General features: G+C 65.6%; 22 protein-coding genes and 1 pseudogene. 17 read left to right on the top strand and 6 right to left on the bottom strand.

Annotation, left to right across the window (positions count from 1 at the left end):
• The first annotated feature begins 277 nt into the window (after window positions 1-277).
• From SJH88_RS13350 to nhaA, 15 genes are all read left to right on the top strand, one after another.
• A complete protein-coding gene (locus tag SJH88_RS13350; protein WP_274754769.1) occupies window positions 278-715 on the top strand; it encodes a deoxynucleotide monophosphate kinase family protein in 438 nt (145 codons plus the stop codon).
• Complete coding sequence (locus SJH88_RS13345) at window positions 712-921, top strand: hypothetical protein (protein WP_274754768.1); 210 nt, start codon at window positions 712-714, stop codon at window positions 919-921. Before SJH88_RS13350 ends, SJH88_RS13345 begins: the two co-directional genes overlap by 4 nt.
• 87 nt (window positions 922-1008) lie before the next feature.
• Window positions 1009-3069, top strand: a complete 2061-nt coding sequence (locus SJH88_RS13340) for a DNA cytosine methyltransferase (protein WP_274754767.1) — start codon at window positions 1009-1011, stop codon at window positions 3067-3069.
• 175 nt (window positions 3070-3244) lie between these two features.
• Window positions 3245-3961 (top strand): hypothetical protein, encoded by a 717-nt coding sequence (locus SJH88_RS13335; RefSeq protein WP_274754766.1) that lies wholly within the window; start codon window positions 3245-3247, stop codon window positions 3959-3961.
• A 32-nt stretch (window positions 3962-3993) separates the two neighbouring features.
• A complete protein-coding gene (locus tag SJH88_RS13330) occupies window positions 3994-5205 on the top strand; it encodes a hypothetical protein (RefSeq protein WP_274754765.1) in 1212 nt (403 codons plus the stop codon).
• Window positions 5205-5555, top strand: a complete 351-nt coding sequence (locus tag SJH88_RS13325) for a hypothetical protein (RefSeq protein ID WP_274754764.1) — start codon at window positions 5205-5207, stop codon at window positions 5553-5555. The genes SJH88_RS13330 and SJH88_RS13325 overlap by 1 nt, the downstream gene beginning before the upstream one ends.
• A complete protein-coding gene (locus tag SJH88_RS13320) occupies window positions 5552-5821 on the top strand; it encodes a hypothetical protein (protein WP_274754763.1) in 270 nt (89 codons plus the stop codon). The genes SJH88_RS13325 and SJH88_RS13320 overlap by 4 nt, the downstream gene beginning before the upstream one ends.
• On the top strand, window positions 5818-6390 hold the full coding sequence (locus SJH88_RS13315; RefSeq protein WP_274754762.1) for a hypothetical protein: 573 nt from the start codon (window positions 5818-5820) through the stop codon (window positions 6388-6390). Before SJH88_RS13320 ends, SJH88_RS13315 begins: the two co-directional genes overlap by 4 nt.
• Complete coding sequence (locus SJH88_RS13310) at window positions 6272-6706, top strand: excisionase (RefSeq protein WP_331699977.1); 435 nt, start codon at window positions 6272-6274, stop codon at window positions 6704-6706. The genes SJH88_RS13315 and SJH88_RS13310 overlap by 119 nt, the downstream gene beginning before the upstream one ends.
• Before the next feature lies 1 nt (window position 6707).
• A complete protein-coding gene (locus SJH88_RS13305) occupies window positions 6708-7778 on the top strand; it encodes a phage integrase Arm DNA-binding domain-containing protein (protein WP_274754760.1) in 1071 nt (356 codons plus the stop codon).
• 66 nt (window positions 7779-7844) lie between these two features.
• On the top strand, window positions 7845-8333 hold the full coding sequence (locus tag SJH88_RS13300; protein WP_274754759.1) for a low molecular weight protein-tyrosine-phosphatase: 489 nt from the start codon (window positions 7845-7847) through the stop codon (window positions 8331-8333).
• 204 nt (window positions 8334-8537) lie between these two features.
• Window positions 8538-9650: a substrate-binding domain-containing protein gene (locus tag SJH88_RS13295; RefSeq protein ID WP_274754758.1), complete on the top strand. Its 1113-nt coding sequence runs from the start codon at window positions 8538-8540 to the stop codon at window positions 9648-9650.
• A gap of 192 nt (window positions 9651-9842) precedes the next feature.
• The gene (locus SJH88_RS13290; protein WP_274754757.1) at window positions 9843-10454 is read left to right on the top strand and encodes a TRAP transporter small permease subunit; all 612 of its coding nucleotides are present in this window, start codon (window positions 9843-9845) and stop codon (window positions 10452-10454) included.
• 18 nt (window positions 10455-10472) lie between these two features.
• The gene (locus SJH88_RS13285) at window positions 10473-12224 is read left to right on the top strand and encodes a TRAP transporter large permease (RefSeq protein WP_274754756.1); all 1752 of its coding nucleotides are present in this window, start codon (window positions 10473-10475) and stop codon (window positions 12222-12224) included.
• Window positions 12225-12555: 331 nt separating this feature from the next.
• Entirely contained in the window at window positions 12556-13959 is a 1404-nt protein-coding gene (nhaA, locus tag SJH88_RS13280; RefSeq protein ID WP_274754755.1) for a Na+/H+ antiporter NhaA, read from the top strand.
• Between the two features lie 131 nt (window positions 13960-14090).
• Here the strand turns inward: nhaA and SJH88_RS13275 are convergent, their stop codons facing one another.
• The 6 genes and pseudogenes from SJH88_RS13275 to SJH88_RS13250 form a co-directional block, all read right to left on the bottom strand.
• Window positions 14091-15296, bottom strand: a complete 1206-nt coding sequence (locus SJH88_RS13275) for an ABC transporter permease (protein ID WP_154165000.1) — start codon at window positions 15294-15296, stop codon at window positions 14091-14093.
• Window positions 15296-16087, bottom strand: coding sequence for an ABC transporter ATP-binding protein (locus tag SJH88_RS13270; protein ID WP_154164999.1), 792 nt, complete (start codon window positions 16085-16087; stop codon window positions 15296-15298). The genes SJH88_RS13275 and SJH88_RS13270 overlap by 1 nt, the downstream gene beginning before the upstream one ends.
• Entirely contained in the window at window positions 16084-17472 is a 1389-nt protein-coding gene (locus tag SJH88_RS13265) for an efflux RND transporter periplasmic adaptor subunit (protein WP_274754754.1), read from the bottom strand. The genes SJH88_RS13270 and SJH88_RS13265 overlap by 4 nt, the downstream gene beginning before the upstream one ends.
• Window positions 17473-17492: 20 nt before the next feature.
• Window positions 17493-18968 (bottom strand): efflux transporter outer membrane subunit, encoded by a 1476-nt coding sequence (locus SJH88_RS13260; RefSeq protein ID WP_274754753.1) that lies wholly within the window; start codon window positions 18966-18968, stop codon window positions 17493-17495.
• Between the two features lie 110 nt (window positions 18969-19078).
• Window positions 19079-20127, bottom strand: a pseudogene (gene tsaD / locus SJH88_RS13255) (tRNA (adenosine(37)-N6)-threonylcarbamoyltransferase complex transferase subunit TsaD).
• Between the two features lie 114 nt (window positions 20128-20241).
• Entirely contained in the window at window positions 20242-20880 is a 639-nt protein-coding gene (locus tag SJH88_RS13250) for a DUF937 domain-containing protein (RefSeq protein WP_274754752.1), read from the bottom strand.
• A gap of 213 nt (window positions 20881-21093) precedes the next feature.
• Here SJH88_RS13250 and ybiB point away from each other — a divergent pair, with 213 nt between their 5' ends.
• Both ybiB and cobA read left to right on the top strand, forming a co-directional pair.
• Window positions 21094-22065 (top strand): DNA-binding protein YbiB, encoded by a 972-nt coding sequence (gene ybiB, locus SJH88_RS13245; RefSeq protein ID WP_274754751.1) that lies wholly within the window; start codon window positions 21094-21096, stop codon window positions 22063-22065.
• Window positions 22062-22868 (top strand): uroporphyrinogen-III C-methyltransferase, encoded by an 807-nt coding sequence (cobA, locus tag SJH88_RS13240; RefSeq protein ID WP_154165141.1) that lies wholly within the window; start codon window positions 22062-22064, stop codon window positions 22866-22868. Before ybiB ends, cobA begins: the two co-directional genes overlap by 4 nt.
• Window positions 22869-22907 lie beyond the last annotated feature (39 nt).

The following is a 22907-nucleotide window of genomic DNA, read 5'->3' as shown; positions in this document are numbered from 1 at the left end:
CAAGCTACCCCTGATGAAGCGTACTTTGCAGCATTGCCGTTTGCACAAATGCAGGCGGCATAACCCCGGTGATCTCGCTTAGCAACTGGACTCAATTGTTCAAACGACCGGGACCACTTCTCTGTCCCGCGCATTGCACCAGCAACGCAGACTGAACTGCGTCATGGCTTTTGCCGACCCGCTTTATGAAGAGGTGGCAAAAGCCTTTCTGATCAACATTGAACAGCTGAAAGAGCGCAGAACCAAAGAGCAACCCAGCGAAGCACTTAATCTCAACATGTGCATTGACCCCTGGTTTGTCCAGAGCATTGAGAAGTCCTGCAATGTGGATGTGATGTCAGAGGTGCCACGCAGTCCGCGCCAGATCCTGCAATGGTGGGGCACCCAATACCGCCGGGCACAGGACCCGCTGTACTGGGTCAAGCGCTTTGAGACTCAAGCGCGCTGGCTTCTAGAAACCGGCATTCAGCACATCGTGGTCACCGATGTGCGCTTTGCGGACGAGGCCGCCACCATCCGCGCACTGGGCGGCCAAATCTGGCGCGTGCACCGCCCAAACCTGCCCACCAGCGGAACCGGCCACGTCAGCGAGGTGACCGGCCTGGAGTTTGATCCGGAGGCCACCATCCTGAACAGCGGCAGCCTGGACGCGCTGCACTACGCCACCCTGCAAACCCTCTTCAACAGCCACATGCGCAAGGCGGAGGCACCATGAAGATCTATCGCCTCACCGAGGACGGCATTCAGGCCATGCCCGAAAACACGCCGCCAGCCTGGGGCCCAGATGCCTACGATTTTAAGAGCCTGGAGCTTGCCCGCTTTGCCCGCATGCTGCACCGTGGCAATAAGCCGAGGGTCGAAATAAGTAGCATCAATCGACCACCCATCAAGGCAAACGTGCAAAAGAACAACGCCGGCTAGAAGCGCATCGGCATGCGCGCACCTGCGCCGCCTACCCAACACCACCACAGCCCGCCACCGTGCGGGTTTTTGCTTTTCTGGATGCCCATGAAACGTGACAACTTCACCCTTGGCCTGGACCTGGGCCGCGAGCTGATCATCGACAACTTCGCCGGCGGCGGCGGCACCAGCACAGGCCTGGAGATGGCTTTCGGCCGGCCCGTGGACATTGCCATCAACCACAACCCCGAGGCGCTGGCGATGCACGCGCTGAACCACCCGCACACCCAGCACCTGTGCGAGAGCGTGTGGGAGGTGGACCCCATCGCGGTGACCAAGAACCAGCCCGTGGGCCTGGTCTGGCTGTCGCCCGACTGCAAGCACTTCTCCAAGGCCAAGGGCGGCACCCCCGTGGAAAAACACATCCGTGGCTTGGCCTGGGTGGGCATGCGCTGGGCAGCCAAGTGCAAGCCCCGCATGCTGATGCTGGAGAACGTGGAGGAGTTTCAGGACTGGGGCCCGCTGATCGTGGATGCCGAGGGCAAGGCCCGGCCAGACCCCGCCCGCAAGGGCCAGACGTTCAAGAGCTTTGTGCGCCAGCTGCGCGAACTGGGCTACGCCGTGGACTGGACGGAGCTGCGCGCCTGTGACCATGACACGCCCACCATCCGCAAGCGCCTGTTCCTGGTGGCCCGCCGCGATGGCCTGCCCATCGTGTTTCCTGAGCCGACCCACGCCGAGCCGACCGACCGCCGCGTCCTGGCCGGCAAGCTGGCTCCCCAGCGCACGGCCGCCGAGTGCATCGACTTCGACCTGCCCGCGGAAAGCGTGTTCGGCCGCAAGCGCCCGCTGGTGACCAACACCATGCGCCGAGTGGCCAAGGGGCTGTATCGCCACGTGCTGACCTGCCAGAGCCCATTCATCGTGGGCGCCAAGGCTCAGCCCGTGCTGACCCCGCTCCTCACGGAGCACGCCAACGCCAGCAACCAGCGCACGATGCCGGCCGACAAGCCCATGGCCACGGTCTGCGCCCAGGTCAAGGGCGGGCACTTCTCCGTGATCGCCCCCACCCTGACGCCGCTGCGCGGGACCACTGAGCAGCACTTGGTCGGCCACAGTGTCGAGGCCCCGTTGTCCACGGTATCCGCCGGCGGCCAGCACCACGCCCTGGCCATGGCCCACATCACCAAGTTCAACACTGGCAGCGTGGGCAGCGCCATGGATGCGCCATTGCCCACGGTCACCGCCGGCGGCACGCCCAAGCGGCCCAGCACCGGCATCCAGATGGGGGTTGTGGCCGCGAACCTGGTCACGATTGGCTACGGCGAGCGCGCCGGCCAGCAACCGCGGGTGCACAGCATGGAGCAGCCCCTGGGCACGGTGGTATCCGGCGGCGTCAAAAGCGCCCTGGTAGCCGCCCACTTAGTGGACATGGGCCACGGCGAGGGACCGGCCGGGGGCAAGCGCTTCAGCCATGGGGTGCGAAGCCTGGAGGTGCCGCTGAACACGGTCACTGCCAGCGGCGCCACCAGCGCCCTAGTGGCGGCCTGCCTGGAGCAAGCCAATGGCGGCTTCTACGAGGGCGATGGCCGCCCCGCGGACGCCCCCATGAGCACGGTCACGGCCAGCGGCACCCAGCAACGGCTGATCACGGCCTACCTGGTGAAGTATTACAGCGAGGGCGGCCAAGACAGCGCCTGCAACGCGCCCATGCACACGGTACCTACCAAGGCACGCATGGGCCTGGTGCAGACCGTGAAGGTGCCGGCCGACGCACTGGCCCCGGAGCATGCGCAGCGCGCCCGCCTGTGCGCCGAGCTGCTGCACCAGCACCTGCCGGAGCAGTTCCCGGACCCGGCCACCCTGGTACTGATGCGCCACGCCGGCCAGCTGTGGGCGCTGGTAGACATCACGCTGCGCATGCTCAAGCCGCGCGAGCTGTACCGGGCCCAGGGCTTCCCCGAGCACTACCAGATCGAGGAAATCCCAGACCCCGCCCTGCTGTTCATCGACGGCAAGCAGGCACCCGGCAATCCGCTGGACCTGCCACGCATCGCCCTCTCGACCACCGCCCAGGTGCGGATGGTCGGCAACAGCGTCCCGCCGCCGGTGGCCGCCGCCCTGGTGCGAGCGAACTTTCGACATGAGGCGCTGCTGTACGCAGCCTGATCAACCAGCCCACCACCACGGTGGGCTTTCCTTTTTGGAGCGCACATGAGCACACCACCCATCCAGGGCCAGCAGCCCACACCCATCAAGCGCTGCGGCAGCTGCGGCGCACCTGTCCACCAAGAGCCCGCCGAGGGCGAAGGCCTGCCCTGCGGGCACTGATCAAGGAGCACCCATGAAAGAAACAGGACTGATGTTCAAGGCGCCCCTGGTGCGCGCCATTCTGGAGGGCCGCAAGACCCAGACGCGACGCATCGTGAAACCGCAGCCTGTCGCTGGCCAGGGCATGGTGAACGCCGGCTACTGCGGCGACCGCCACCTTTGGCTGCGCGACGGCCCGTGCGACAAAACCGATCCGGCATACGAATGGCGCTGCCCCATGGGCAAGCCCGGTGACCGCATCTATGTGCGCGAGACATGGCAGATAGCCGGTGGAAATACGGGAATCTGGTACGCGGCCACCGATTCCCAAGCCGATGACGGGAATTCGCCAGTATCACGCTGGAGTCCTTCAATCCACATGCCCAAGTCCGCCGCCCGCATCTGGCTGGAAATCACCAGCGTGCGCGTGGAGCGCCTGCAGGACCTCAGCAATGAAGACGCAATTGCCGAAGGCGTGAACCGCATTTCACACGGCCGCGAGGGCTATTACTACAGCGCGATCAGAGATGAGCAGCACCCGAAGAACTGGAACTACCCAGATGACGCATTCCGCGAACTCTGGGATTCCACAACTGGCCGCCCAGCGCTGCCAGCGAACAAGAACAGCAAGCGCTACGCCCGTGTGAAGCACTGGCTCGACACCCACCCCGACACAACAGGCTGGGCCGCCAACCCCTGGGTCTGGGTCATCGACTTCAAAACCATCAGCACCACCGGCCGCCCGGCCTGAGCACGGAGAACACCACCATGACAGATTTAACAATGAGCCAATTCGCAAGCAAAGATGACCTGCTGGCTGCGCAGGCTGCGCGCATTGCCGAGCTGGAATCCCAGCTGGAGGCCATCGGCGCCGGTGGCGTGGAGCCGCTGCGCAAGCCGGCAGCAGCACCGCAGGCAGTGCAGGCAGCAGTGCCGGAAGCAATTGAGCAGATGGCTGTAGATAGATACAAAGTCGTTCCGTCACACGAAAGCATGTTCCATCGCTGGGCTGTTGTCGCTGACAACGGAGCACAGCAGCTTTACATTGGGCGCGAGGGTGAATGCCAGAACATGGCTCGAAAGTTCATGGGTGCGTTCTTGGACGGCGCATTTGTGGCCATGCAAAACGCCACCCCCGCGCACCCCGCAGAGGGAGTGCCTGCAACCATCCGCATGCTCGATGACCGCGCAGCATTTGAGGCATCAGTACAAAAGGAGCACTACTGGGAGGGGATTCGGGAAAACCTGTTTGATCGGCTTCCAAGCGGCAAGTACGCAGTCGTTGGAATTGAGCGGCACTGGCAAACATGGATGGCAGCCCTTGCCGGCACCCAGCCAGCAGCACCGCAGGCAGTGCAGGCCGCCGTGCGACTGACCGATGATGAAATCTTGAAAATTTTCACCGAGCACAGCCCTGGCACAGACATTGGTCGTGAACTTGAGAGGGCCGTGTGGAGTAAGTGCGGAATTTCTGTAGACGCCCCCGCGCACCCCGTAGAGGGAGCACCATCAGCCTTGTTGCAACTCGCTGACTTGCTGGAAAGCGGGCGTCACTTGATCGAGGTAGAGCGCAGAGAGGCTGCTAACGCGCTACGACTGTCCGCCACCCAGCCAGCAGCGCAGGGGCTTGCTGCGCTGACACCGGCTGCACGCGATGTGCTGGCCGAGCGTAAGCGGCAGATCGAGTCCGAAGGTTGGAAGACCGAGCGCGACGACGTGTACGACACCGGAGAAATGGCGCTTGCCGCTGCATGCTATGCAGCACATTCGGCCAGCTGCGCGGCGATCAAAGCGCCTCACACGGCGCGTGGGGTTTTTGTGCGAACCAGGTCAGCACAGGATTTCGTCGGGGAGATGTGGCCTTGGTCCGCTGACTGGTGGAAGCCTTCCGGCCATCGTCGCAACCTTGAAAAAGCCGCCGCGCTGATCCTGGCGGAAATCGAGCGCATTGACCGCGCCGCCCTTGCAGCCCAAGCCAAGCAAGGGGGCGCGTGATGGAAGAACTAGCACTTGCATTCGACCCGTTTGACGGAGACTTCGGCGCACCGGGAGACACCACCCTCTCCAACAAGATGGTCACAGCACGTAAAACAGGGCCTTGTTCGCACTGCGGCTGCACCATCTGCAAGGGGGAGCGCATACGCAGCATGAGCGCCAAGTTTGATGGGACTTTGATGAACTACCGGTGGTGCGCGTCGTGCTGCGCGGCCATGGCCAAGTGCCAAGCCGATGAAGAGCACGACGAGGGCAACGATGAACAGCCGCCCGCATGGGAGGAATACGAAGCCCGAGCAGGGTTGGCCGAGCGCGCCACCCAAGCAGCCAAGCAGGGAGAGCAGCCATGAGCATGACGAATCCAAAGGTGTTCATCGCCAGTAAGTACACAAACCACATCAGCTATCGCGTGCTCACGGCATTTGAGCGGCGCAACCCGAAGATGTTTGAACTGAGCCATAGCGCACATGACACATGGGAGAAGGCCCATGCCTGCCTGCTGGAGCAACGCGCTCAGGAGGTCGAAAAGGCGCGTAAGGTTCTTGCCTCTGCAGAGCGTTCGATGGCAAAGGCAAAGACCATGACAGCCCCGCACAAGCAGGGAGAGCAGCCATGACACACCACACAGACGCAGAGCGCGCGGAGTTTGAGGCTTGGCGCATCGATGAGACTCGCAAAGACATGCCGAAGGCCGATGTCACAGATGGCCACATCCGACACGTATTCCTGCGATGGTCGGCAACTCAAAAACGGTATCTTGCGCGAGATGCGCAAATTGGCTGGGAGGCATGGAAGGCAGCGCGCCGCGCTCCAGCAGCACCAGTGCCGCAGGGGTGGAAGCCGGTGCCGGTTGAATTGCTGGAGCGCATCCAGGAATCGCTTGGTTCATTCGTAAGCGATCAAGGATGGTCACAGTCTGACATGGACACTGCTGATGCTTTGGACGGACTGCTAGCCGCCGCGCCCCGGCCACCAGTGGCAGCGCCTGTGGAGTTGCCGGAGCCAGCGGCATTTGCACTGGAGTGGACGTTCAATGGCGAAGAGCGCGGAATGCGGCTCTATGACGATGAGACGCATTGCAGGTTTGACGCAGAAAGTGACGGCGGAGTGTGCCACCCGCTCTACACCGAGCAGCAAGTGCGCGACCTGCTGGCAGCCCACGGCATCGGAAAGGCCAAGGCATGAGCCGCAGAGCACGCCAGCGCGGCGACAAGCGCGACCGCTGGAAAGACCAGCAAGACGAACAAGACAACCAGCCCCGCTAAGTCGGGGCTTTTTTATGAGCAACATCATGAGCAAACGAATCACCCTCACGGCGTGGGCGGCCTGCGCGTTTGACCCACCACCCAGCCTATGGACCCTAAGAAAAATGGTGCGAGAAGGCCGGATTGACCCACCAGCCGTGAAAGTCGGCAAGTCGTACTATGTGCAAGATGACGCACGACCAGTGGACCCCAACCGCCGACCAACGCTTGTCGACCGACTGAAAAAGGTGGCATGAGATGAATGCACGCCCACGCGACAGATCCCGCAGAGACTGGCCTACCGGCCTTCGAGAGCCACGCCCCGGCTATTTCGTCTGGCGACACCCGGTCACAGGCAAAGAGCTTGCGATTGGCCGCGTATCGCTCGCACAGGCCAAACGCGAAGCCAACGACGCACTGGCCTATGTGCTGTCCGAAAAGCCAACCCTGCTCGAACGCATACAGGGCCGCGACAACACGGTGGCTGATTTGCTGGACAAAATGCCCGTCAGCGAGGTCTACAACACCGCCAAAAGCAATCGATCATTGGACAAGAAGATCCGCGATGCAATCGGCAGCATCAGCTGCCTTGGCCTGACGGTGGCGCACTGCGCACAGCTGGTCGAGGACGAAGTGGCCAGCGGCCATAAGCGACAGGCACAAGCCTTGCGCTCCAGATTGTTTGCCATGTGCAACCGCGGCCGCTCCCTTGGCTGGATGGACAGCAACCCCGTAGAGCCCATCCAAAAGCCAGAAGCCAAGACGACGCGACAACGGCTGACGATGGAGCAGTTCCAGGCAATCCTTGAAAAGGCAAGCGACGCCGCAGAATGGCTGCCAGGTGCAATGCTGGTCGCATTGCTTTCTGGCATGGACAGAGACACCCTGTCCAAGCTGGAGCGCAAAGCCATCGGCAAGGACTTCCTGACCATCAAGCGCGCAAAAACAGGCATCTGGCTGGAAATCCCGCTCACTCTGCGCATGGATTGCATGGGAATGACACTTGCCGACGCCCTGGCAGCCTGCCGCTCCAACGTGGTTTCCAAGTTTGTGGTCCACCACCGCAGAACCTACCGCCATGACGTGAAAGCAGGAAGCGCAGTTTTCCGAGACCGCATATCCAAGGCATTCACAGAGGCCAGAGAGCTTGCTGGGATCACAGGCGAAAACGCCCCGACCTTTCACGAAATCCGCTCCCTATCCAAGCGCATTTATATGGCACAAGGCAATGTGGACACCAAAGCACTACTTGGGCACACCACAGAAAAAGCCGCCAATATTTACGCCGACCCACGCGGCATTGAGCCGCTTCGCGTGCGTGTTTCGTGACTTATCCACACGCATGCTTAGGGCACGAATTAGGTGACAATTAGGGTACACAGCCCGCAAACCAGCATGAATACTAGCTTTTCCGTTTTAATGGTCTGCATGGGCAACATCTGCCGCAGCCCCACGGCCCACGGCGTGCTGCGCGACATGGTACACGCGCGGGGCTGGAGCGCCTGGCTGCGCGTGGACTCGTGCGGCACGCACGCCTACCACGTGGGCGAAGCGCCGGACCGCCGCAGCCAGAAGCACGCCCTGCAGCGCGGCTATGACCTCAGCGATCTGCGGGCCCGCCAGCTGACGCGCGAGGACTTCGAGCAGCACGACCTGGTGCTGGTGATGGACCACGAGAACCTGGCCCGTGCCCAGGCCCTGTGCCCTCCGACGCAGCGCCACAAGCTGCACCGGCTGACCGAGTTCTGCCGCGAGATGCGCAGTGCCGTGGTGCCCGACCCCTACTACGGCGGCGACCAGGGCTTCGAGCATGTGCTGGACCTGATCGAGGATGCCTGCCAAGGCGTGCTGTCCCACGTGCACAAAGAGCACTTGACACGCTGAAGCACGTCCACGTCGCCGCACCGGCCGGGCTGGTGTCTTGATGGCAAAGGCCTTTTCAGGCGGACGTCAGCCCCGGCAGGCCTGCGCCACGACAGGGCCGCCCGCCTCCAAAGGCGGCCCAGGCATGAGGTCTCTGCCCGCAGGGCGCGGCAATCCCGTTAAGGTGCGCCCTTTGCTTTTTCGATCCAGGTATTCCGGTTCTCCGTGCATCGCATCCAACTTCACTACAGCCTGCAAGACAGCGCCTCCAGCCACATCATCCAGCACCCCTTGCTTGACATGCTGCAGGCGGTGGCCGACCAGGGCTCCATCTCCGGCGCGGCCCGGGTGCTGGGACTGTCTTACCGGCATGTCTGGGGGGCCCTCAAGAAGTGGGAAGCGCAGCTGGGCCGGGAAGTGATCCTGTGGGGCAAGGGCCATTCGGCCCAGCTCAGCCCCTTCGGGCTGCGCCTGCTGCTGACGGAACGCCAGGCCCAGGCGCGCCTGGCGCCCCACATCGAAGCCGTCCAGGCCGAGCTGGAGCGCACCTACGCGCTGGGCTACGACGAGCACACCCCCATCCTGTCGCTGCACGCCAGCTACGACAGCGCCTACAGCCTGCTGCGCCAGTTTGCCGGCGCGCACCCGCAGCACGCCGTGCACCTGGACCTGACGCCCTGCGTCAGCGTGGACGCCCTGCGGGCCCTGCACGAGGGCCGCACCACCCTGGCCGGCTTTCACGTGCTGCAGGCGGCGGGCAAGCACTCCATGGCGGCGCACATCTACAAACCGCTGCTGCACCTGCAGCACTACCGCTTCATCCGACTGGGCCTGCGCGCCCAGGGGCTGATCGTGGCCGCCGGCAATCCGCACCAGCTGCACAGCCTGCAGGACGTGGCGCGCCAACAGGTGCGCTTTGTCAACCGCCCGCTGGGCACCGGCACCCGCGTGGTGCTGGCCGACCTGATGGCGCAGGCCCAGTTGCAGCCCGCTGACATCCTGGGCTTCGACGATGAAGAGCCCAGCCACAACGCCGTGGCCCAGGCCGTGGCCCAGGGCCAGGCCGATGTGGGTCTGGGCATTGCCTCCGCAGCACAGGCCAAGGGCCTGGACTTCATCCCGCTGTGCCAGGAGCACGACCTGCTGGTCTGCCATGCCACGCTGCTGCAGCACCCGGCCCTGCAAGCGCTGTGCACCCTGCTGCGCACGCCCGCCTGGCAAAACCGCCTGCACAGCCAGGGGGGCCACGACAGCACCGGCTGCGGCGACATCTACACCCTGGACCAGTGCCTGCCCTGGTGGACCTGCGCACCTGCCACAACCGCAGCCAACACCTAGTAAAAACCCTGTATTTCACTCCATCCAGGCGTTAAAAATCCTGGATTTACACCTTCCCGTCACAAAGCCGTCAGCAACTGGGGGGTGCGCTCCGTAGAATCGCGCGACTGTGCATTCCTACACGTCTGCAAGAGGCGTCGGCCACACGTCGGCAGCCCACTTGCGGCACACATCGCGCTTTTTGGAGACACCATGCAAGCACTCTTACGACTCTCACGGGGTATCGACGGGCTCAACGCCTGGGTCGGTAAATATGTCATCTGGCTCATCCTTGCGGCCACCGTCATCAGCGGTGTCAACGCGGTGGTGCGCAAGGTCTTCCACACCAGCTCCAATGCCTTCCTGGAAGTGCAGTGGTACTTCTTTGCAGCGTCCTTCCTGCTGGCCGCAGGCTATACGCTGCTGGAAAAGGAACACGTCAAGGTGGACGTGATCAACGCCCGCCTGTCCCTGCGCACGCGGGTCTGGATTGACGTGCTGGGCTTCGCCCTGTTCCTGACCCCCATGTGCGCCCTGGTGCTGTACTACGGCGTGCCCTTCTTCCTGCAGGCCTGGAACACCGGCGAAATGTCCAGCAATGCTGGCGGCCTGATCCGCTGGCCCGTGTACCTGATGATGCCCCTGGGCTTTGGCCTGCTGCTGCTGCAGGGCCTGTCCGAGCTCATCAAGCGCATCGCCTTCCTGATGGGCCTGATCGACGATCCGACCGTCAAGATCATGGAAAAGACGCCCGAAGAAGAGCTGGCCGAAGTCATCCGCAAGGCGGAAGAAGAAGCCGCGCGCAACGCCGCCAAGAGCGCCTGATCGCGGAGGGAGATAGCTATGGAATTCATTGCAAACAATATGGCCCCGATCATGTTCGCGGGCCTGATCTGCTTTTTGCTGCTGGGCTTCCCGGTGGCATTCAGCCTGGGTGCCTGCGGCCTGTTCTTTGCCGTGGTCGGGATTGAGCTGGGCGTGCTGCCCGAAGCCCTTATGCAGGCCTTGCCGCTGCGCATCTACGGCATCATGCAGAACGAAACCCTGCTCGCCATTCCGTTCTTCACGCTCATGGGGCTGATCCTCGAGCGCAGCGGCATGGCGGAGGACCTGCTGGACACCGTGGGCCAGTTGTTCGGCCCCATCCGTGGTGGCGTGGCCATTGCGGTGATTCTGGTGGGTGCCATGCTGGCCGCCACCACCGGTGTGGTGGCGGCGTCCGTGATCTCCATGGGCCTGATTTCGCTGCCCATCATGCTGCGCTACGGCTATGACCGCCGCATCGCCTCGGGCGTGATTGCCGCCTCCGGCACGCTGGCGCAGATCATTCCGCCGTCCCTGGTGCTGATCATTTTGGCCGACCAGTTGGGCCGCAGCGTGGGTGACCTGTACAAGGGTGCTTTCCTGCCAGGCTTCATGTTGGTGGGTTTTTACATGCTGATGGTTTTCGCCATCGCCATCTTTAAACCCACAATGGTGCCGGCCCTGCCGCCCGAAGCGCGCAGCCTGAAGGAAAAGGACGGTTCCAGCGGACTGATGTCGTTGCTGGTGCTGACCATCCTGTGCGTGGGCGTGTCGGTGTTTGCGGCCCACAACATGGCCACCATCCACAGCTGGCTGACTGGTGAAGTGGTGGAAAAAGTGGCCAAGGACGAGACCATCGTCTTCGCGATGTGCTTTGGCGTGGCGCTGGCCTTCGTGGCCGCGTCCATCAACCGAGCCACCGGCCTGGGTCTGCTGTCGCACGTGGCGGAAAAAGTCACCTTCGTGCTGATCCCCCCGCTGCTGTTGATTTTCCTGGTGCTGGGCACCATCTTCTTGGGCATTGCCACGCCCACTGAAGGCGGCGCCATGGGTGCCCTGGGCGCCATGATCCTGGCCGTCAGCCGCAAGCGCCTGAGCTACCAGCTGCTGCGCCAGGCCCTGGTTGGCACCACCAAGCTGTCGTGCTTCGTGCTATTCATCCTGATCGGCGCCACCGTGTTCGGCCTGACCTTCCAGGGCGTGGACGGCCCGCTGTGGGTGGAGCACTTGCTGTCGGACCTGCCAGGCGGCCAGCTGGGCTTCCTGATCCTGGTGAACGTGATGGTGTTCTTCCTGGCGTTCTTCCTGGACTTCTTCGAGCTGTCCTTCATCGTCGTGCCGCTGCTGGCCCCCGTGGCCGACAAGCTGGGCATCGACCTGATCTGGTTCGGCGTGCTGCTGGCGGTGAACATGCAGACCTCCTTCATGCACCCCCCGTTCGGCTTCGCGCTGTTCTTCCTGCGCTCGGTTGCGCCCGACAAGGAGTACACCGACAAGGTCACCAAGAAGCGCATTGCGCCGGTGACCACCAACCAGATCTACATGGGCGCGATTCCGTTCCTGTGCATCCAGCTGCTGATGGTCGGCCTGATTATTGCCTTCCCGGGCATCGTCTCCAGCGGTCTGGACGAGAAGGTGGACTACGACCTGGACGCCATCCGCGAACAGATGGAATCCTCCATGCCGGCACCAATCGACTTCGACAATCCCTACATGGAGCAAGGCAACGGCTCGGGCAGCGCCCCCGCCGAGGACGATCCACTGAAGGCCTTGCAAGACTCGCTCAAGTAAGCGCCGGTTTCGCACCGCTCCCAGCCCCTGCCGCTCGCGCCGCAGGGGCTTTTTTCATGTCCGCGGGCAGCAAAAAGCATAGCTGACTGCGCTGATGCAGCAGCCCATCCCTTGCTAAAACACTTGGAAAGCTCGATACAACAAGCGGCAAATGCTCCTATTTCTCAAGGATTTACCCTGACTTCCCTCGGAAAATCGGGCCCCGCACCACCGTCCTGGAGGTGTCTTTGGGTACACTGCGCCCCGGGTGCCCGCCACATGCGGTGGTGATGGCAGGTGAATGTTCATGTGCAAGTCGGGCCGCTTGCATGCACTCAGCGAAAGTCCGTCCGTGCACCCCCATGACCCCCAGGGCCAGGCCCCCCTGCACCCTCAATTTCCCGCGCCCAGCGCGCGCATCCCCACCCTGCAGGCCGTGACCGACAAAGCCTCCGCCGGCTTTGCCCGCATGCTGCACATCGAATCCATGAGCGGCATCGTGCTGCTGATTGCCGCCGCCGTGGCCTTGTTGTGGGCCAACTCGCCCTGGGCACAGACCTACTTTGACAGCTGGCATGCGCCGCTGTCGCTGACCATCGGCCCCTGGTCGGTCAACACCGACCTGCACTTCTTCGTCAACGACGTGCTGATGACCATCTTCTTCCTGGTCGTGGGCATGGAGATTCGTCGCGAGATCCACAACGGCGCCCTGTCCAACCTCAGCCAGGCCGCGCTGCCGGTCATCGCTGCGATTGGCGGCGTGGTCGTGCCCGCACTGATCTATGTGGCTTTTGCCGGCAGCGATCCGGAACTGCTCAACGGCTGGGCCATCCCCACGGCCACCGACATTGCCTTCGCCGTGGGCGTGCTGGCCCTGCTGGGCAAGTCCATCCCCGGGCCGCTGCGTATCTTCCTGCTGGCGCTGGCCATCATCGACGACATCGTGGCCGTGCTGATCATTGCCTTCTTCTACTCCGGTGGCCTGGACTACAGCGGCTTTGGCGTGGCCTTTGTCGGTCTGCTGCTGGTGCTGCTGTTCAACCGCATGGGCGTGGCGTCGGCCTGGATGTACGTGCTGCCCGGCGCCGTGCTGTGGCTGGGCCTGCTGCAGACCGGGGCCCACCCCACGCTGGCCGGCGTGGTGCTGGGCCTGATGACGCCGGTCGCCATGCGCCCCGCGCCGCGCCACCACCTGGAGGTGGCACAGACGGCCCTGGCGCGCGTGCACCTGCATGCCCGCAGCGGCGACTTTGATGCCGCAGTGCTGCGCCACGAGTTGAAGATTGCCACCCTGGCCCAGCGCGACCTGCTGCCGCCCGTGTTTCGCCTGCCCATGATGCTGCACCCCTGGGTGGCCTTCGGCGTCATGCCCATCTTCGCGCTGGCCAATGCCGGCGTGCAGTTCGGCGGGGTGGACCTGTCGGCCAGCGGACCCGCCACCGTGGCCCTGGGCGTGATGGTGGCCCTGGTGCTGGGCAAGCCAGTGGGCGTGCTGCTGGCCACCTTTGTGGCCGTCCGGCTGCACCTGTGCACCATGCCCCAGGGTGTGACCTGGCCCGGCGTGCTGCTGGTCGGCATGCTGGCAGGCATTGGCTTCACCATGGCCATTTTTGTCGGCGGACTGGCGTTCAGCCAGCCGGAACTGCTGGCCGCAGCCAAGATGGGCATCCTCGGCGCATCGGGCGCTGCCGCCCTGCTGGGCCTGCTCTACGGCTTTGCCATGCGCAAGCGCCTGGGCGCGGCCGAGCCGGCCTGAGCCGGGTGCTGCTAGCCCGTTGCGCGGAGCTCCTTTCCCAGGTCAGGCAGCGCCAGCACTGGCGCACCCACCCTACAAAAAAGCCGGAGTGCCTTGCAGCCTCCGGCTTTTTTGCAGGGATTCCCCAGCACTCACTCGTGGCGCAAGGCCTCGATCGGGTCCAGCTGCGCGGCGCGGCGCGCCGGGAAGTAGCCAAAGACCACGCCAATCGCCGCCGAAAACACAAACGACAGCAGGTTCACCGTGGGGTTGAAGACAAACGGCACCTGCATCAGTTGCGCCAGCGTCACCGAGGCCACGGCCGCAATCGCGATGCCGATCAAGCCCCCCAGCGCCGCCAGCACCACGGCCTCGATCAGGAACTGCAGCAGCACCTCGCGCTCCAGCGCACCAATCGCCAGGCGCAGGCCGATCTCGCGTGTGCGCTCGGTCACGCTGACCAGCATGATGTTCATGATGCCGATGCCCCCCACCAACAGGCTCACCGCGGCCACCGCGCCCAGCAGGGTGGTCATCACCTTGGTGGTGCCGGCCATGGTGTCGGCCAGTTGCTTGGTGTCCAGCACGTTGAAGTTGTCCTCGTCCATGGGTGCCAGCTTGCGCAGATCGCGCAGCAGGTCGCGCAGGCTGCTCTTGACGCGCTCGGGATCACTGTCCTCAGCCATGGACACCAGCAAGGTGTTCACCCGGGTGTTGCCCGTGACCCGGCGCTGCAGGGTCTTGAGCGGGATCAGCACCATGTCGTCCTGGTCGTTGCCGAAGGCCCCCTGGCCCTTGGAACCCAGCAGGCCGATGATCTCGCACGAGAAGGCTTTCACCCGCAGGTGCTGGCCCAGGATGTCCGGGCTGTTCTGGAACAGTTCGCGGTGCAGGGTCGAGCCGATGATGCACACGGCCGCACCGGCGCGCAGCTCTTCGGGCGTGAACACTCGCCCCTGCTCCAGCTTCCAGTTGCCGGTCTGCAGCCAGGCGTTGGTGCTGCCGATCACGCTGGACGACCAGTTGCGGCCGTTCGCCACCAAGGTGGTGCCGGAACGCGCCTCGGGCGCCACGGCGGCAATGCCACCGATTTGCTGGGCAATCGCATTCGCGTCCGTGTCCTTGAACGCCGGTGCGGCCGTTGTCCCCGGCCCCATGCGCTGCCCTGCCCGGATCTGCAGCAAGTTGGTGCCCAGGCCCTGGATCTGTGTCTGCACGGCCAGGGTGGCGCCGTTGCCCAGGGTGACCATGGTGATCACCGCGCTGACCCCGATCACGATGCCAAGGATGGTCAGAAACGAGCGCAGCAGATTGCGGCGGATGGAGCGCAGCGCCAGCAAGATGGTGTTGCCGAACATCAGCCTTCCCTCCCTTGCGCCAGCCCATCGCCCGCGGACAGCGCCGCGGCACGCAGCATGACCGAGGCGTTGGACACATCCGTGTCCAGCAGCCCGTCCTTGAAGCGCACGATGCGGCGCGCGTACGCGGCCATCTCGGGCTCGTGCGTCACCATCAGCACGGTGATGCCCTGCTCATGGTTGAGCTTCCACAGCAACTCCATGATTTCCTCGCTGCGCTGCGTGTCCAGGTTGCCCGTGGGCTCGTCGGCCAGCAACACCACCGGGTTGCTGACGATGGCGCGCGCAATCGCCACGCGCTGCTGCTGCCCGCCCGACAGTTCGGCCGGCGTGTGGTGCTCCCAGCCGTTCAGTCCCACAGCCTCCAGCGCCCGGCGCGCCGCCTGGTGGCGCTGCGCAGCCGATTCTCCGCGGTACAGCAGGGGCAGCTCCACGTTTTCCTGGGCCGTGGTGCGCGGCAACAGATGGAAGCCCTGGAACACAAAGCCGAAATAGCGCCGACGCAGCCGTGCGCGCTCGTCACGGTCCAGGCCTTCGACGTGCACGCCCTTGAACAGGTATTCGCCCGCCGTCGGCCGGTCCAGGCAGCCCAGGGTGTTCATGGCCGTGGACTTGCCCGACCCGCTGGGGCCCATGATGGCGACGAATTCGCCCTGCGCGATGTCCAGGTCCACGCCCTTGAGCGCCTTGAAGGCCAGGCCGCCTTCGCCATACACCTTGACGATGTTGCGCAACCGGATCAGCGGTGGGCTGGCGCCGCCGTCAGCAGCTTGCGGTGCGGCCTCGCTCATCGCGCGGCCCCGCTGCGCTGGTCGGTGATGACCTGGGCACCTTCGGCCAGCTTCTCGCTGTCCACCTCGGTCATGCGGCCATCGCTGATGCCCGTCTTGACCTGCACGGCCACGGGCTGCTCGCCCTCCAGCACCCAGACGTAGCGGGTCTGGCCCGGCCCCATGGCCTGCGCGCCGCCCGCGCCGCCGCGACTCATGCGAGGACGCTGGGGCATCAGCTGGCCCATGATGCCGCCACTGTTGCCCCCCGAGGCGCCCTGCGGGCGGGGGCTGCGCTCTGCGCCAGAGCCGCCCGATCGCTCGGCGGCGGGCGTCGCGCCCTCCACCGCCGGGGCCTGCATGCCCACCGGTGTGAAGCGCAGCGCCGAGTTGGGCACCAGCAGCACATCGCTGCGCTCGTTGGCGCGGATGGAGGCCGATGCCGTCATGCCGGGGCGCAGCGACAGGTCCTCGTTGCGCACATCCAGGCGCGCCAGGTAGGTCACCACGTTGTCGGTCTTGGTGGAGCCATAGTCCACGCGCGTGACCTTGGCCGGGTAGGTGCGCGAGGGGTGGGCGCTGACTGTGAAGCTGGCGCGCTGGCCGGTCTGCACCTGGCCGATGTCGGCCTCATCGACCGAGACTTCCAGGCGCAGCTTCTTCAGGTCTTCTGCCACGGTGAACAGGGTCACGGCCTGCAGCGAGGCGGCCACGGCGTTACCGGGGTCCACGGAACGGGTCAGGATCACACCGTCGATGGGCGACTTGATCGAGGCCTTGGACAGGTTGGTCTCATCGGTCTGGAGTGCGGCGCGCGCATCGTCGACCGAGGCGCGGGCGGCGGCTTCATCGGCCACCGCACGATCGACCGAGGCACGCCCGGCATCCATTTCCGCAGCGGACGGCACCTTGCCTGCGGACAGGCGGTGGACCTCTTCCTGGCGGGCGAAATTGGAGCGCGCCTCCTTCAGGGTGGCCTGGGCCTGCTGCAGGCGCGCCAGCGCCGAGGCCACGGAGGCCTTGGAGCGGTTGAGCTGGGCATTCAGCTTGTCCGTGTCCAGCACCACCAGCACCTGGCCCTGCTTGACCTCGTCGTTGACGTCCACCAGCACCCGGCGCACCGTGCCGGACAGCTCGGAGCCGACATTCACCGTCCGCGTCGGCTGCAAGGTGCCGTTGGCCGACACCGTGATCGACAGATTGCCGCGCTTGACCGCCTCGGCCACATACACCGGCTTGGCGTTCACCTGTTGCTGGTGCTGCCAGTAGGCATAGGCACCAGCGGCACCCACGATCGCCACCACGCCGATCCAGACCGTGGGGCTTTGCCACCAGCGGCGTGCCAAGCCGTCACCCAGTAATTCCTGGACCTCCTTGGAGGTGCTTGCGGAGTTTTTCTTGTTCATCACTTTGTCCGTTCCATCTCTCACAACGTGGCGGGGGTGCTGCTGCCCACCCGCTGTCCATCCGTGTCCAGGGGCTGCCAGCCGCCGCCCAGCGCCTTGTACAGGCGCACATGGTCGGTGCTGATGGCCGCGCGCGTGCTCGCCACGCTGTCTTGGGACGACAGCAGCGTGCGCTGGGTATCCAGCACCGTCTGGAAGTCCACCAGCCCGCTGCTGTAACGCTGGTTGGCCAGCAGCGAGGCATTGCGTGCGGCCTCCTGTGCCACCAGCAGCTGGACCAGCCGTTCCTTGTCGCCCTGCAGCTGCGCCAGCGCATCCTCAACCTCTTGCAAGGCCGTCAGCACCGTGGAGCGGTAGGCGATGCGCGCCTGCTCCACCGCCGCCTGCTGGGCGCGAATCTTGGCGCGGTTGGCGCCGCCATCGAACAGCGGCGCAGACAGGCCGGCCGCAATGCTGGTCGCCACCGAAGCGCCATTGGTCAGGGCACCCACCGTCAGGGCGCCCAGGCCCAGCGAACCGCTGAGGCGCAAGCTGGGGAAGTTGGCCCGCTCCTGGGCAGAGAGATTGGCCACGGCCGCCACCACCTTGTGCTCCTGCACGCGCACATCGGGGCGCTGGCGCAAGGTATCGGCCGGCAAGGCCATGGCTAGCTGCTCGGGGGCCACGGGCAGGGGCTGGACGGTTTGCAACTGGGCATCCAGGGCCCCGGGCGGCTGCCCGGTCAGGATGGCCAGTGCATGGCGCGACTGGGCCAGAGAACTTTGCAGGGCCGGAAGCTGCGCGGCCGTCTGCGCCGTGGATTGCCGGGCCTGCTCGGCCTCCAGCGAGGTCACCAGCCCCGCCTGCAGGCGCCATTCGGTGATCTGCTGGTTTTCGCGCTGGATGGCCAGGTTGTCGCGGGCAATCTGCAGGCGTTCCTGCAGACTGCGCAGCTCGATGTAGTTCAGCGCCACCTCGGCGGCCAGGGCCACATGGGCCCCTTCCAGCGAGGCCACAGCGGCCTGCACGTTGGCATCGCCGGCCTGGACGGCATTGCCCTGGCGGCCCCACCAGTCGGGCTCCCAGCTGGCGTCCACGCCCACGGAGTAACGGTTGCTGGCATCGTTGTTGCCCGAGCGGCTGCGGGTGGCCCCCGCGCTGCTGCCCACACTGGGCAGCAGGCCGGCGGCCTGGACATCGCGCTGTGCGCGCGCCTGGCGCAGCACGGCCTGGGCGTTGAGCACGCTCGGGTTGGCGGCCAGGGCCTGGTCGATCAGCGCCGTCATCGGTGCGTCGCCAAAGCGCTGCCACCAGCGGCTCAGGTCTGCGGGCGATGCCACAGGGGCGGCCTCGGCGCTGCGCTGCCACTGTGTGGGCACCGGCACGGACTGACTCTGTCCGGCAAATTGCGAGGTGTGGCTACAGCCGGCCACCAGCAAGGCCGTGGCCAGCGCCAGTGGCGTGGCCCAGGCGCGCGCCGGGTGGCGGTCGGAAATGGAGGGAAGCTGGTTCTGCATAAAAGGGGAGAAAAACCGCGTGTTCGCTTGTTTCTACCCCGCGATTGTGCAGAGCCTGTGTAGGGCCCGGACAAAAGCCCTGTGAAGCTTTGGTAAAGCTGCAGGCCGGCTTAAGCCAGCTCCACAATCGCGTCCAGCGGCCAGCGCGGCTTCACATCAAACGCATAGTGCTTGTCGGCCTGCTGCTGGCCGGCCTGCATGCGCATGGCGGCCGCCATGGCAATCATGGCGCCGTTGTCGGTGCACAGGTGCAGCTCTGGATAGTGCACGCGGATCTTGCGCTTGGCGCAGGCCTCGTTCAGTTGCTGGCGCAGCAGCTGGTTGGCGCCCACGCCCCCCGCCACCACCACGCGCTGCATGCCGGTCTGCTTGAGGGCGTTCAGGGTCTTCTTGACCAGCACATCCACGATCGCCGCCTGGGCGCTGGCCGCCAGGTCGGCCTTGCGCGCTTCCAGCTCGTCCCCCAGTTTCTTGGCCTGCGTCAGCACCGCGGTCTTCAGGCCCGCAAACGAAAAGTCCAGATCGCCGCTGTGCAGCAAGGGACGCGGCAGCTTGAAGGCCTCGGGGTCACCGCTTTCCGCCAGTTTGGACAGGATGGGGCCGCCGGGGTACGGCAGGCCCATGACCTTGGCGGATTTGTCGAAGGCTTCGCCGGCGGCATCGTCGATGGTTTCGCCCAGAATCTCGTAGCGGCCGACGCCATCCACGCGCATCAACTGGGTGTGCCCCCCCGAGACCAGCAAGGCGATGAAGGGAAACTCCGGGGGATCGGCGCTCAGGAAGGGCGACAGCAGGTGCCCTTCCAGGTGGTGTACGCCCAGCACGGGCTTGTCCAGGGCCGCCCCCAGCGCGCAGGCCACCCCGGCCCCCACGAGCAGGGCGCCGGCCAGGCCGGGGCCCCGGGTGAAGGCGACCACGTCGATGTCCTGCAGGTCTGGCCCGCATCGTCCAGCACCTGCTGCGTCAGCGGCAGCACGCGGCGGATGTGGTCGCGGCTGGCCAGTTCCGGCACCACCCCGCCATAGGCGCGGTGCATGTCGATTTGGCTGTGCAAGGCGTGGGCCAGCAGCGTCGGCACACTGCCGTCGGCCGGCATGCGCACCAGGGCCACGCCGGTTTCATCACACGAAGATTCAATACCCAAGATCAGCTGACTCATAGGGCGCAAGTGTAGGTCTGCCCACCACGGCGCAGCATGGGCCCGGCCAAAAGCCTTGTGCCCCAGGCAAGAAAAAAGCACCCGCAGGTGCTTGGCAGATGGGGCGACTGGCGGTCAGCGGCGGTTGTTGAGGAAGGCACTGCCCAGCTTGAACAGGTCCGAGGCCCCCAGCTTGCCATCGCCGTCCTGGTCCAGCAGGCTGCCCAGCAGCCCACCGCCCAGCCCCCCGGCGTTCTGGGCCTGGGCGCGTTCCTGTTCCAGGCTTTGCCCCAGGCTACCCGCATCCATGTTGCCGGCTTGCACACGCTGGGCCAGGAACGCCATGACGATGGGCGCCAGCATGGACAGCAACTGCCCCGCCGTCTGTCCGCCCAGCCCGGTGGCCTGGCCCAGGCTGTCCTGCGCTTGCTGCTGGCTGCCACCCAAAATGTGGCCCAGGATGGCCGCGCCCTGCCCAGCGGGGTTGGCCGCGCCACCCGCGCCCCCGAGCACGGTGCCCAGCAGCTCGCCCAGACCACCCAGCCCCTGGGGCAAGGCCGCAGCGTGGTCGCGCTGCAGCGCCCCCATCAGGTCGGCGGCACCCTGGGGCTGTGCGGCATTGTGACCCAAGGCGCCCAGCAGCAAGGGCAAGGCCGCCCCCACCGCGGTCTGGATTTGCTGGCGGTCTGCGCCCAGTTGCTGCGCCATCTGCTGCATGGGCGCGCCCTGCAGTTGCGCCATCAATTCGGACACCAAAGATTGCTGTGGATGCATCACTCACTCCTGTCGGCGGGCGGCTGGTGCCGCCCCTGGGGCGTCAGTATGCGGCAGCGCGCAGGCGCCACCGGCCATGGCGTGCACGATGCGGCAAAGCCTGACAGCACGGCGCCGGGCGACAGCGGTCAATCAGACGCAAACGCCATGCTCATATAAGAAACAGATATAAAAAACCATTCAAAATACGGCGAATACTTTTATAGATACCCAATGAGCATCCAGCAATACCTCAAGGAAATCGGTCGCGGCAAAGACGGCGCACGCCCGCTGTCGCGGCCGCAGGCCGCCGAGCTGATGGGCTGGCTGCTCGACGGCCAGGCCCACCCGTTGCAGGTGGGGGCCTTCTGCCTGGCCATGCGCATCAAGGGGGAAACCGCTGCCGAAATGGCCGGATTCATGGACGCAGTGCACGCCCGCCTGCCGCTGACCGAGGCCCCTGCCAGCCCGGTCGTGGTGCTGCCCAGCTACAACGGCGCGCGCCGCCTGCCCGTGCTGACCCCGCTGCTGGCGCTGCTGCTGGTGCGCGAAGGCCTGCCCGTACTGCTGCACGGCGCCACCACCGAAACCAGCCGCACCACCGCCACGCAGGTGCTCGCGCACCTGGGCCACAGCCCAAAAAGCCGCCTGCACGCGCCAGATCCCGGCGAGCTGCTGCTGATGGACCCACGCCAGCTGCTGCCCGGCCTGGCCGACCTGCTGGATGCGCGTGCCACCATCGGCCTGCGCAACCCCGCCCACAGCCTGGTCAAGCACTTCAACCCGCTGGGGCGCGGTGGTTTCGCCAGCCTGGTCGTGGGCTGCTACACGCACCCGGAATACGCCCTCAGCATGGCCGCAACACATGCCGAAGCCGGGGGCCACGCGCTGCTGCTGCGCGGCATGGAGGGCGAGCCCGTGGCCGACCCACGGCGCCAGCCGGCCATGCGCGCCATCCTGCACGGCCGGACCGTGCAGGAATGGACCGCCGAAAGCGGTACCATCCCCACCCTGCCGGAGTTGCCGCCGCACCTGGACGCCGCCGCCACCGCCGCCTTCACGCGTGAAGTGCTGCAAGGCCAGCGCCCGCTGCCCGACACCCTGGCCACCCAGGTGCAGGCCATCGTGGCGCTGCACCGCCAGTTACAGACCGCCTGCCCCGCCGCCTCACCCGCCCTGCCTGTCACCCCCGGAGCCCACGCATGAACAGCGCCCCCCTGTCCCCCACTGGCACTTGCACCCTGGTCGGTGCCGGCCCCGGCGATCCGGAGTTGCTGACCCTCAAGGCCCTGAAAGCCATCCAGACCGCGACCGTGCTGCTGGTGGATGACCTGGTGTCCCAGGCCATCGTGGACTTTGCCGCGCCCGACGCGCGCATCATCTATGTGGGCAAGCGCGGCGGCTGCAAGAGCACACCCCAGGCCTTCATCGAGAAGCTGATGGAAGCCGAAGTGCACAAGGGCGAGCGCGTGGTGCGCCTCAAGGGCGGTGACCCCTTCATCTTCGGCCGCGGCGGCGAAGAGGTGGAACACCTGCGCGCCGCCGGCATCGAGGTGCAGGTGATCAACGGCATCACCGCCGGCCTGGCGGGCCTGAGCAGCCTGGGCGCGCCGCTGACCCACCGCGACCACGCCCACGGCGTGGTGTTCATCACCGGCCACGCCAAGCCCGGCGATGCCGGCACGGACTGGCAAGCCCTGGCGGCCACAGCCACCGCAGCGCGGCTGACCCTGGTGATCTACATGGGCATCAGCTCGGCCGAGCAGATCACCGCCGGCCTGCAGGCCGGTGGCCTGCCCGCGCACACGCCCGCAGCCATCATCCAGCACGCCAGCCTGGCACAGCAGCGCCACGCCATCACCACCCTGGGCGCGCTGCCCGCCACGCTGGCCGCACAGCAACTGGGCAGCCCCAGCGTGCTGGTGATCGGTGATGTGGTGCGTGGCGTGGCCCAGTGGGCACGGCACAACCCGGCCCCAGAGGCCACGGCGCAGGCCCAGGCCAGCTGAACGCCCTGCGCGCCGGCGGACCCGCCGCCGTACGGGCCG

It is taken from the genome of Comamonas sp. GCA5, assembly GCF_036541385.1.
Lineage (GTDB): Bacteria > Pseudomonadota > Gammaproteobacteria > Burkholderiales > Burkholderiaceae_C > Comamonas > Comamonas aquatica.
The sequence above is the reverse complement of the archived record's forward strand: the minus strand, read 5'-3'. Positions and strand labels throughout refer to the sequence as shown.

Bases quoted from the DNA above. Each gene is read 5' to 3' on its own strand.
- SJH88_RS13250 (WP_274754752.1), bottom strand. From the start codon at position 20,880: ATGCATCCACAGCAATCTTTGGTGTCCGAATTGATGGCGCAACTGCAG.
- SJH88_RS13320 (WP_274754763.1), top strand. From the start codon at position 5,552: ATGAGCATGACGAATCCAAAGGTGTTCATCGCCAGTAAGTACACAAAC.
- cobA (WP_154165141.1), top strand. From the start codon at position 22,062: ATGAACAGCGCCCCCCTGTCCCCCACTGGCACTTGCACCCTGGTCGGT.
- SJH88_RS13285 (WP_274754756.1), top strand. From the start codon at position 10,473: ATGGAATTCATTGCAAACAATATGGCCCCGATCATGTTCGCGGGCCTG.
- SJH88_RS13260 (WP_274754753.1), bottom strand. From the start codon at position 18,968: ATGCAGAACCAGCTTCCCTCCATTTCCGACCGCCACCCGGCGCGCGCC.
- SJH88_RS13305 (WP_274754760.1), top strand. From the start codon at position 6,708: ATGAATGCACGCCCACGCGACAGATCCCGCAGAGACTGGCCTACCGGC.
- SJH88_RS13310 (WP_331699977.1), top strand. From the start codon at position 6,272: ATGAGACGCATTGCAGGTTTGACGCAGAAAGTGACGGCGGAGTGTGCC.
- SJH88_RS13350 (WP_274754769.1), top strand. From the start codon at position 278: ATGTGCATTGACCCCTGGTTTGTCCAGAGCATTGAGAAGTCCTGCAAT.
- SJH88_RS13330 (WP_274754765.1), top strand. From the start codon at position 3,994: ATGAGCCAATTCGCAAGCAAAGATGACCTGCTGGCTGCGCAGGCTGCG.
- SJH88_RS13275 (WP_154165000.1), bottom strand. From the start codon at position 15,296: ATGTTCGGCAACACCATCTTGCTGGCGCTGCGCTCCATCCGCCGCAAT.
- SJH88_RS13290 (WP_274754757.1), top strand. From the start codon at position 9,843: ATGCAAGCACTCTTACGACTCTCACGGGGTATCGACGGGCTCAACGCC.
- SJH88_RS13265 (WP_274754754.1), bottom strand. From the start codon at position 17,472: ATGAACAAGAAAAACTCCGCAAGCACCTCCAAGGAGGTCCAGGAATTA.
- SJH88_RS13345 (WP_274754768.1), top strand. From the start codon at position 712: ATGAAGATCTATCGCCTCACCGAGGACGGCATTCAGGCCATGCCCGAA.
- SJH88_RS13270 (WP_154164999.1), bottom strand. From the start codon at position 16,087: ATGAGCGAGGCCGCACCGCAAGCTGCTGACGGCGGCGCCAGCCCACCG.
- SJH88_RS13300 (WP_274754759.1), top strand. From the start codon at position 7,845: ATGAATACTAGCTTTTCCGTTTTAATGGTCTGCATGGGCAACATCTGC.
- SJH88_RS13340 (WP_274754767.1), top strand. From the start codon at position 1,009: ATGAAACGTGACAACTTCACCCTTGGCCTGGACCTGGGCCGCGAGCTG.
- SJH88_RS13325 (WP_274754764.1), top strand. From the start codon at position 5,205: ATGGAAGAACTAGCACTTGCATTCGACCCGTTTGACGGAGACTTCGGC.
- SJH88_RS13335 (WP_274754766.1), top strand. From the start codon at position 3,245: ATGAAAGAAACAGGACTGATGTTCAAGGCGCCCCTGGTGCGCGCCATT.
- ybiB (WP_274754751.1), top strand. From the start codon at position 21,094: ATGAGCATCCAGCAATACCTCAAGGAAATCGGTCGCGGCAAAGACGGC.
- SJH88_RS13315 (WP_274754762.1), top strand. From the start codon at position 5,818: ATGACACACCACACAGACGCAGAGCGCGCGGAGTTTGAGGCTTGGCGC.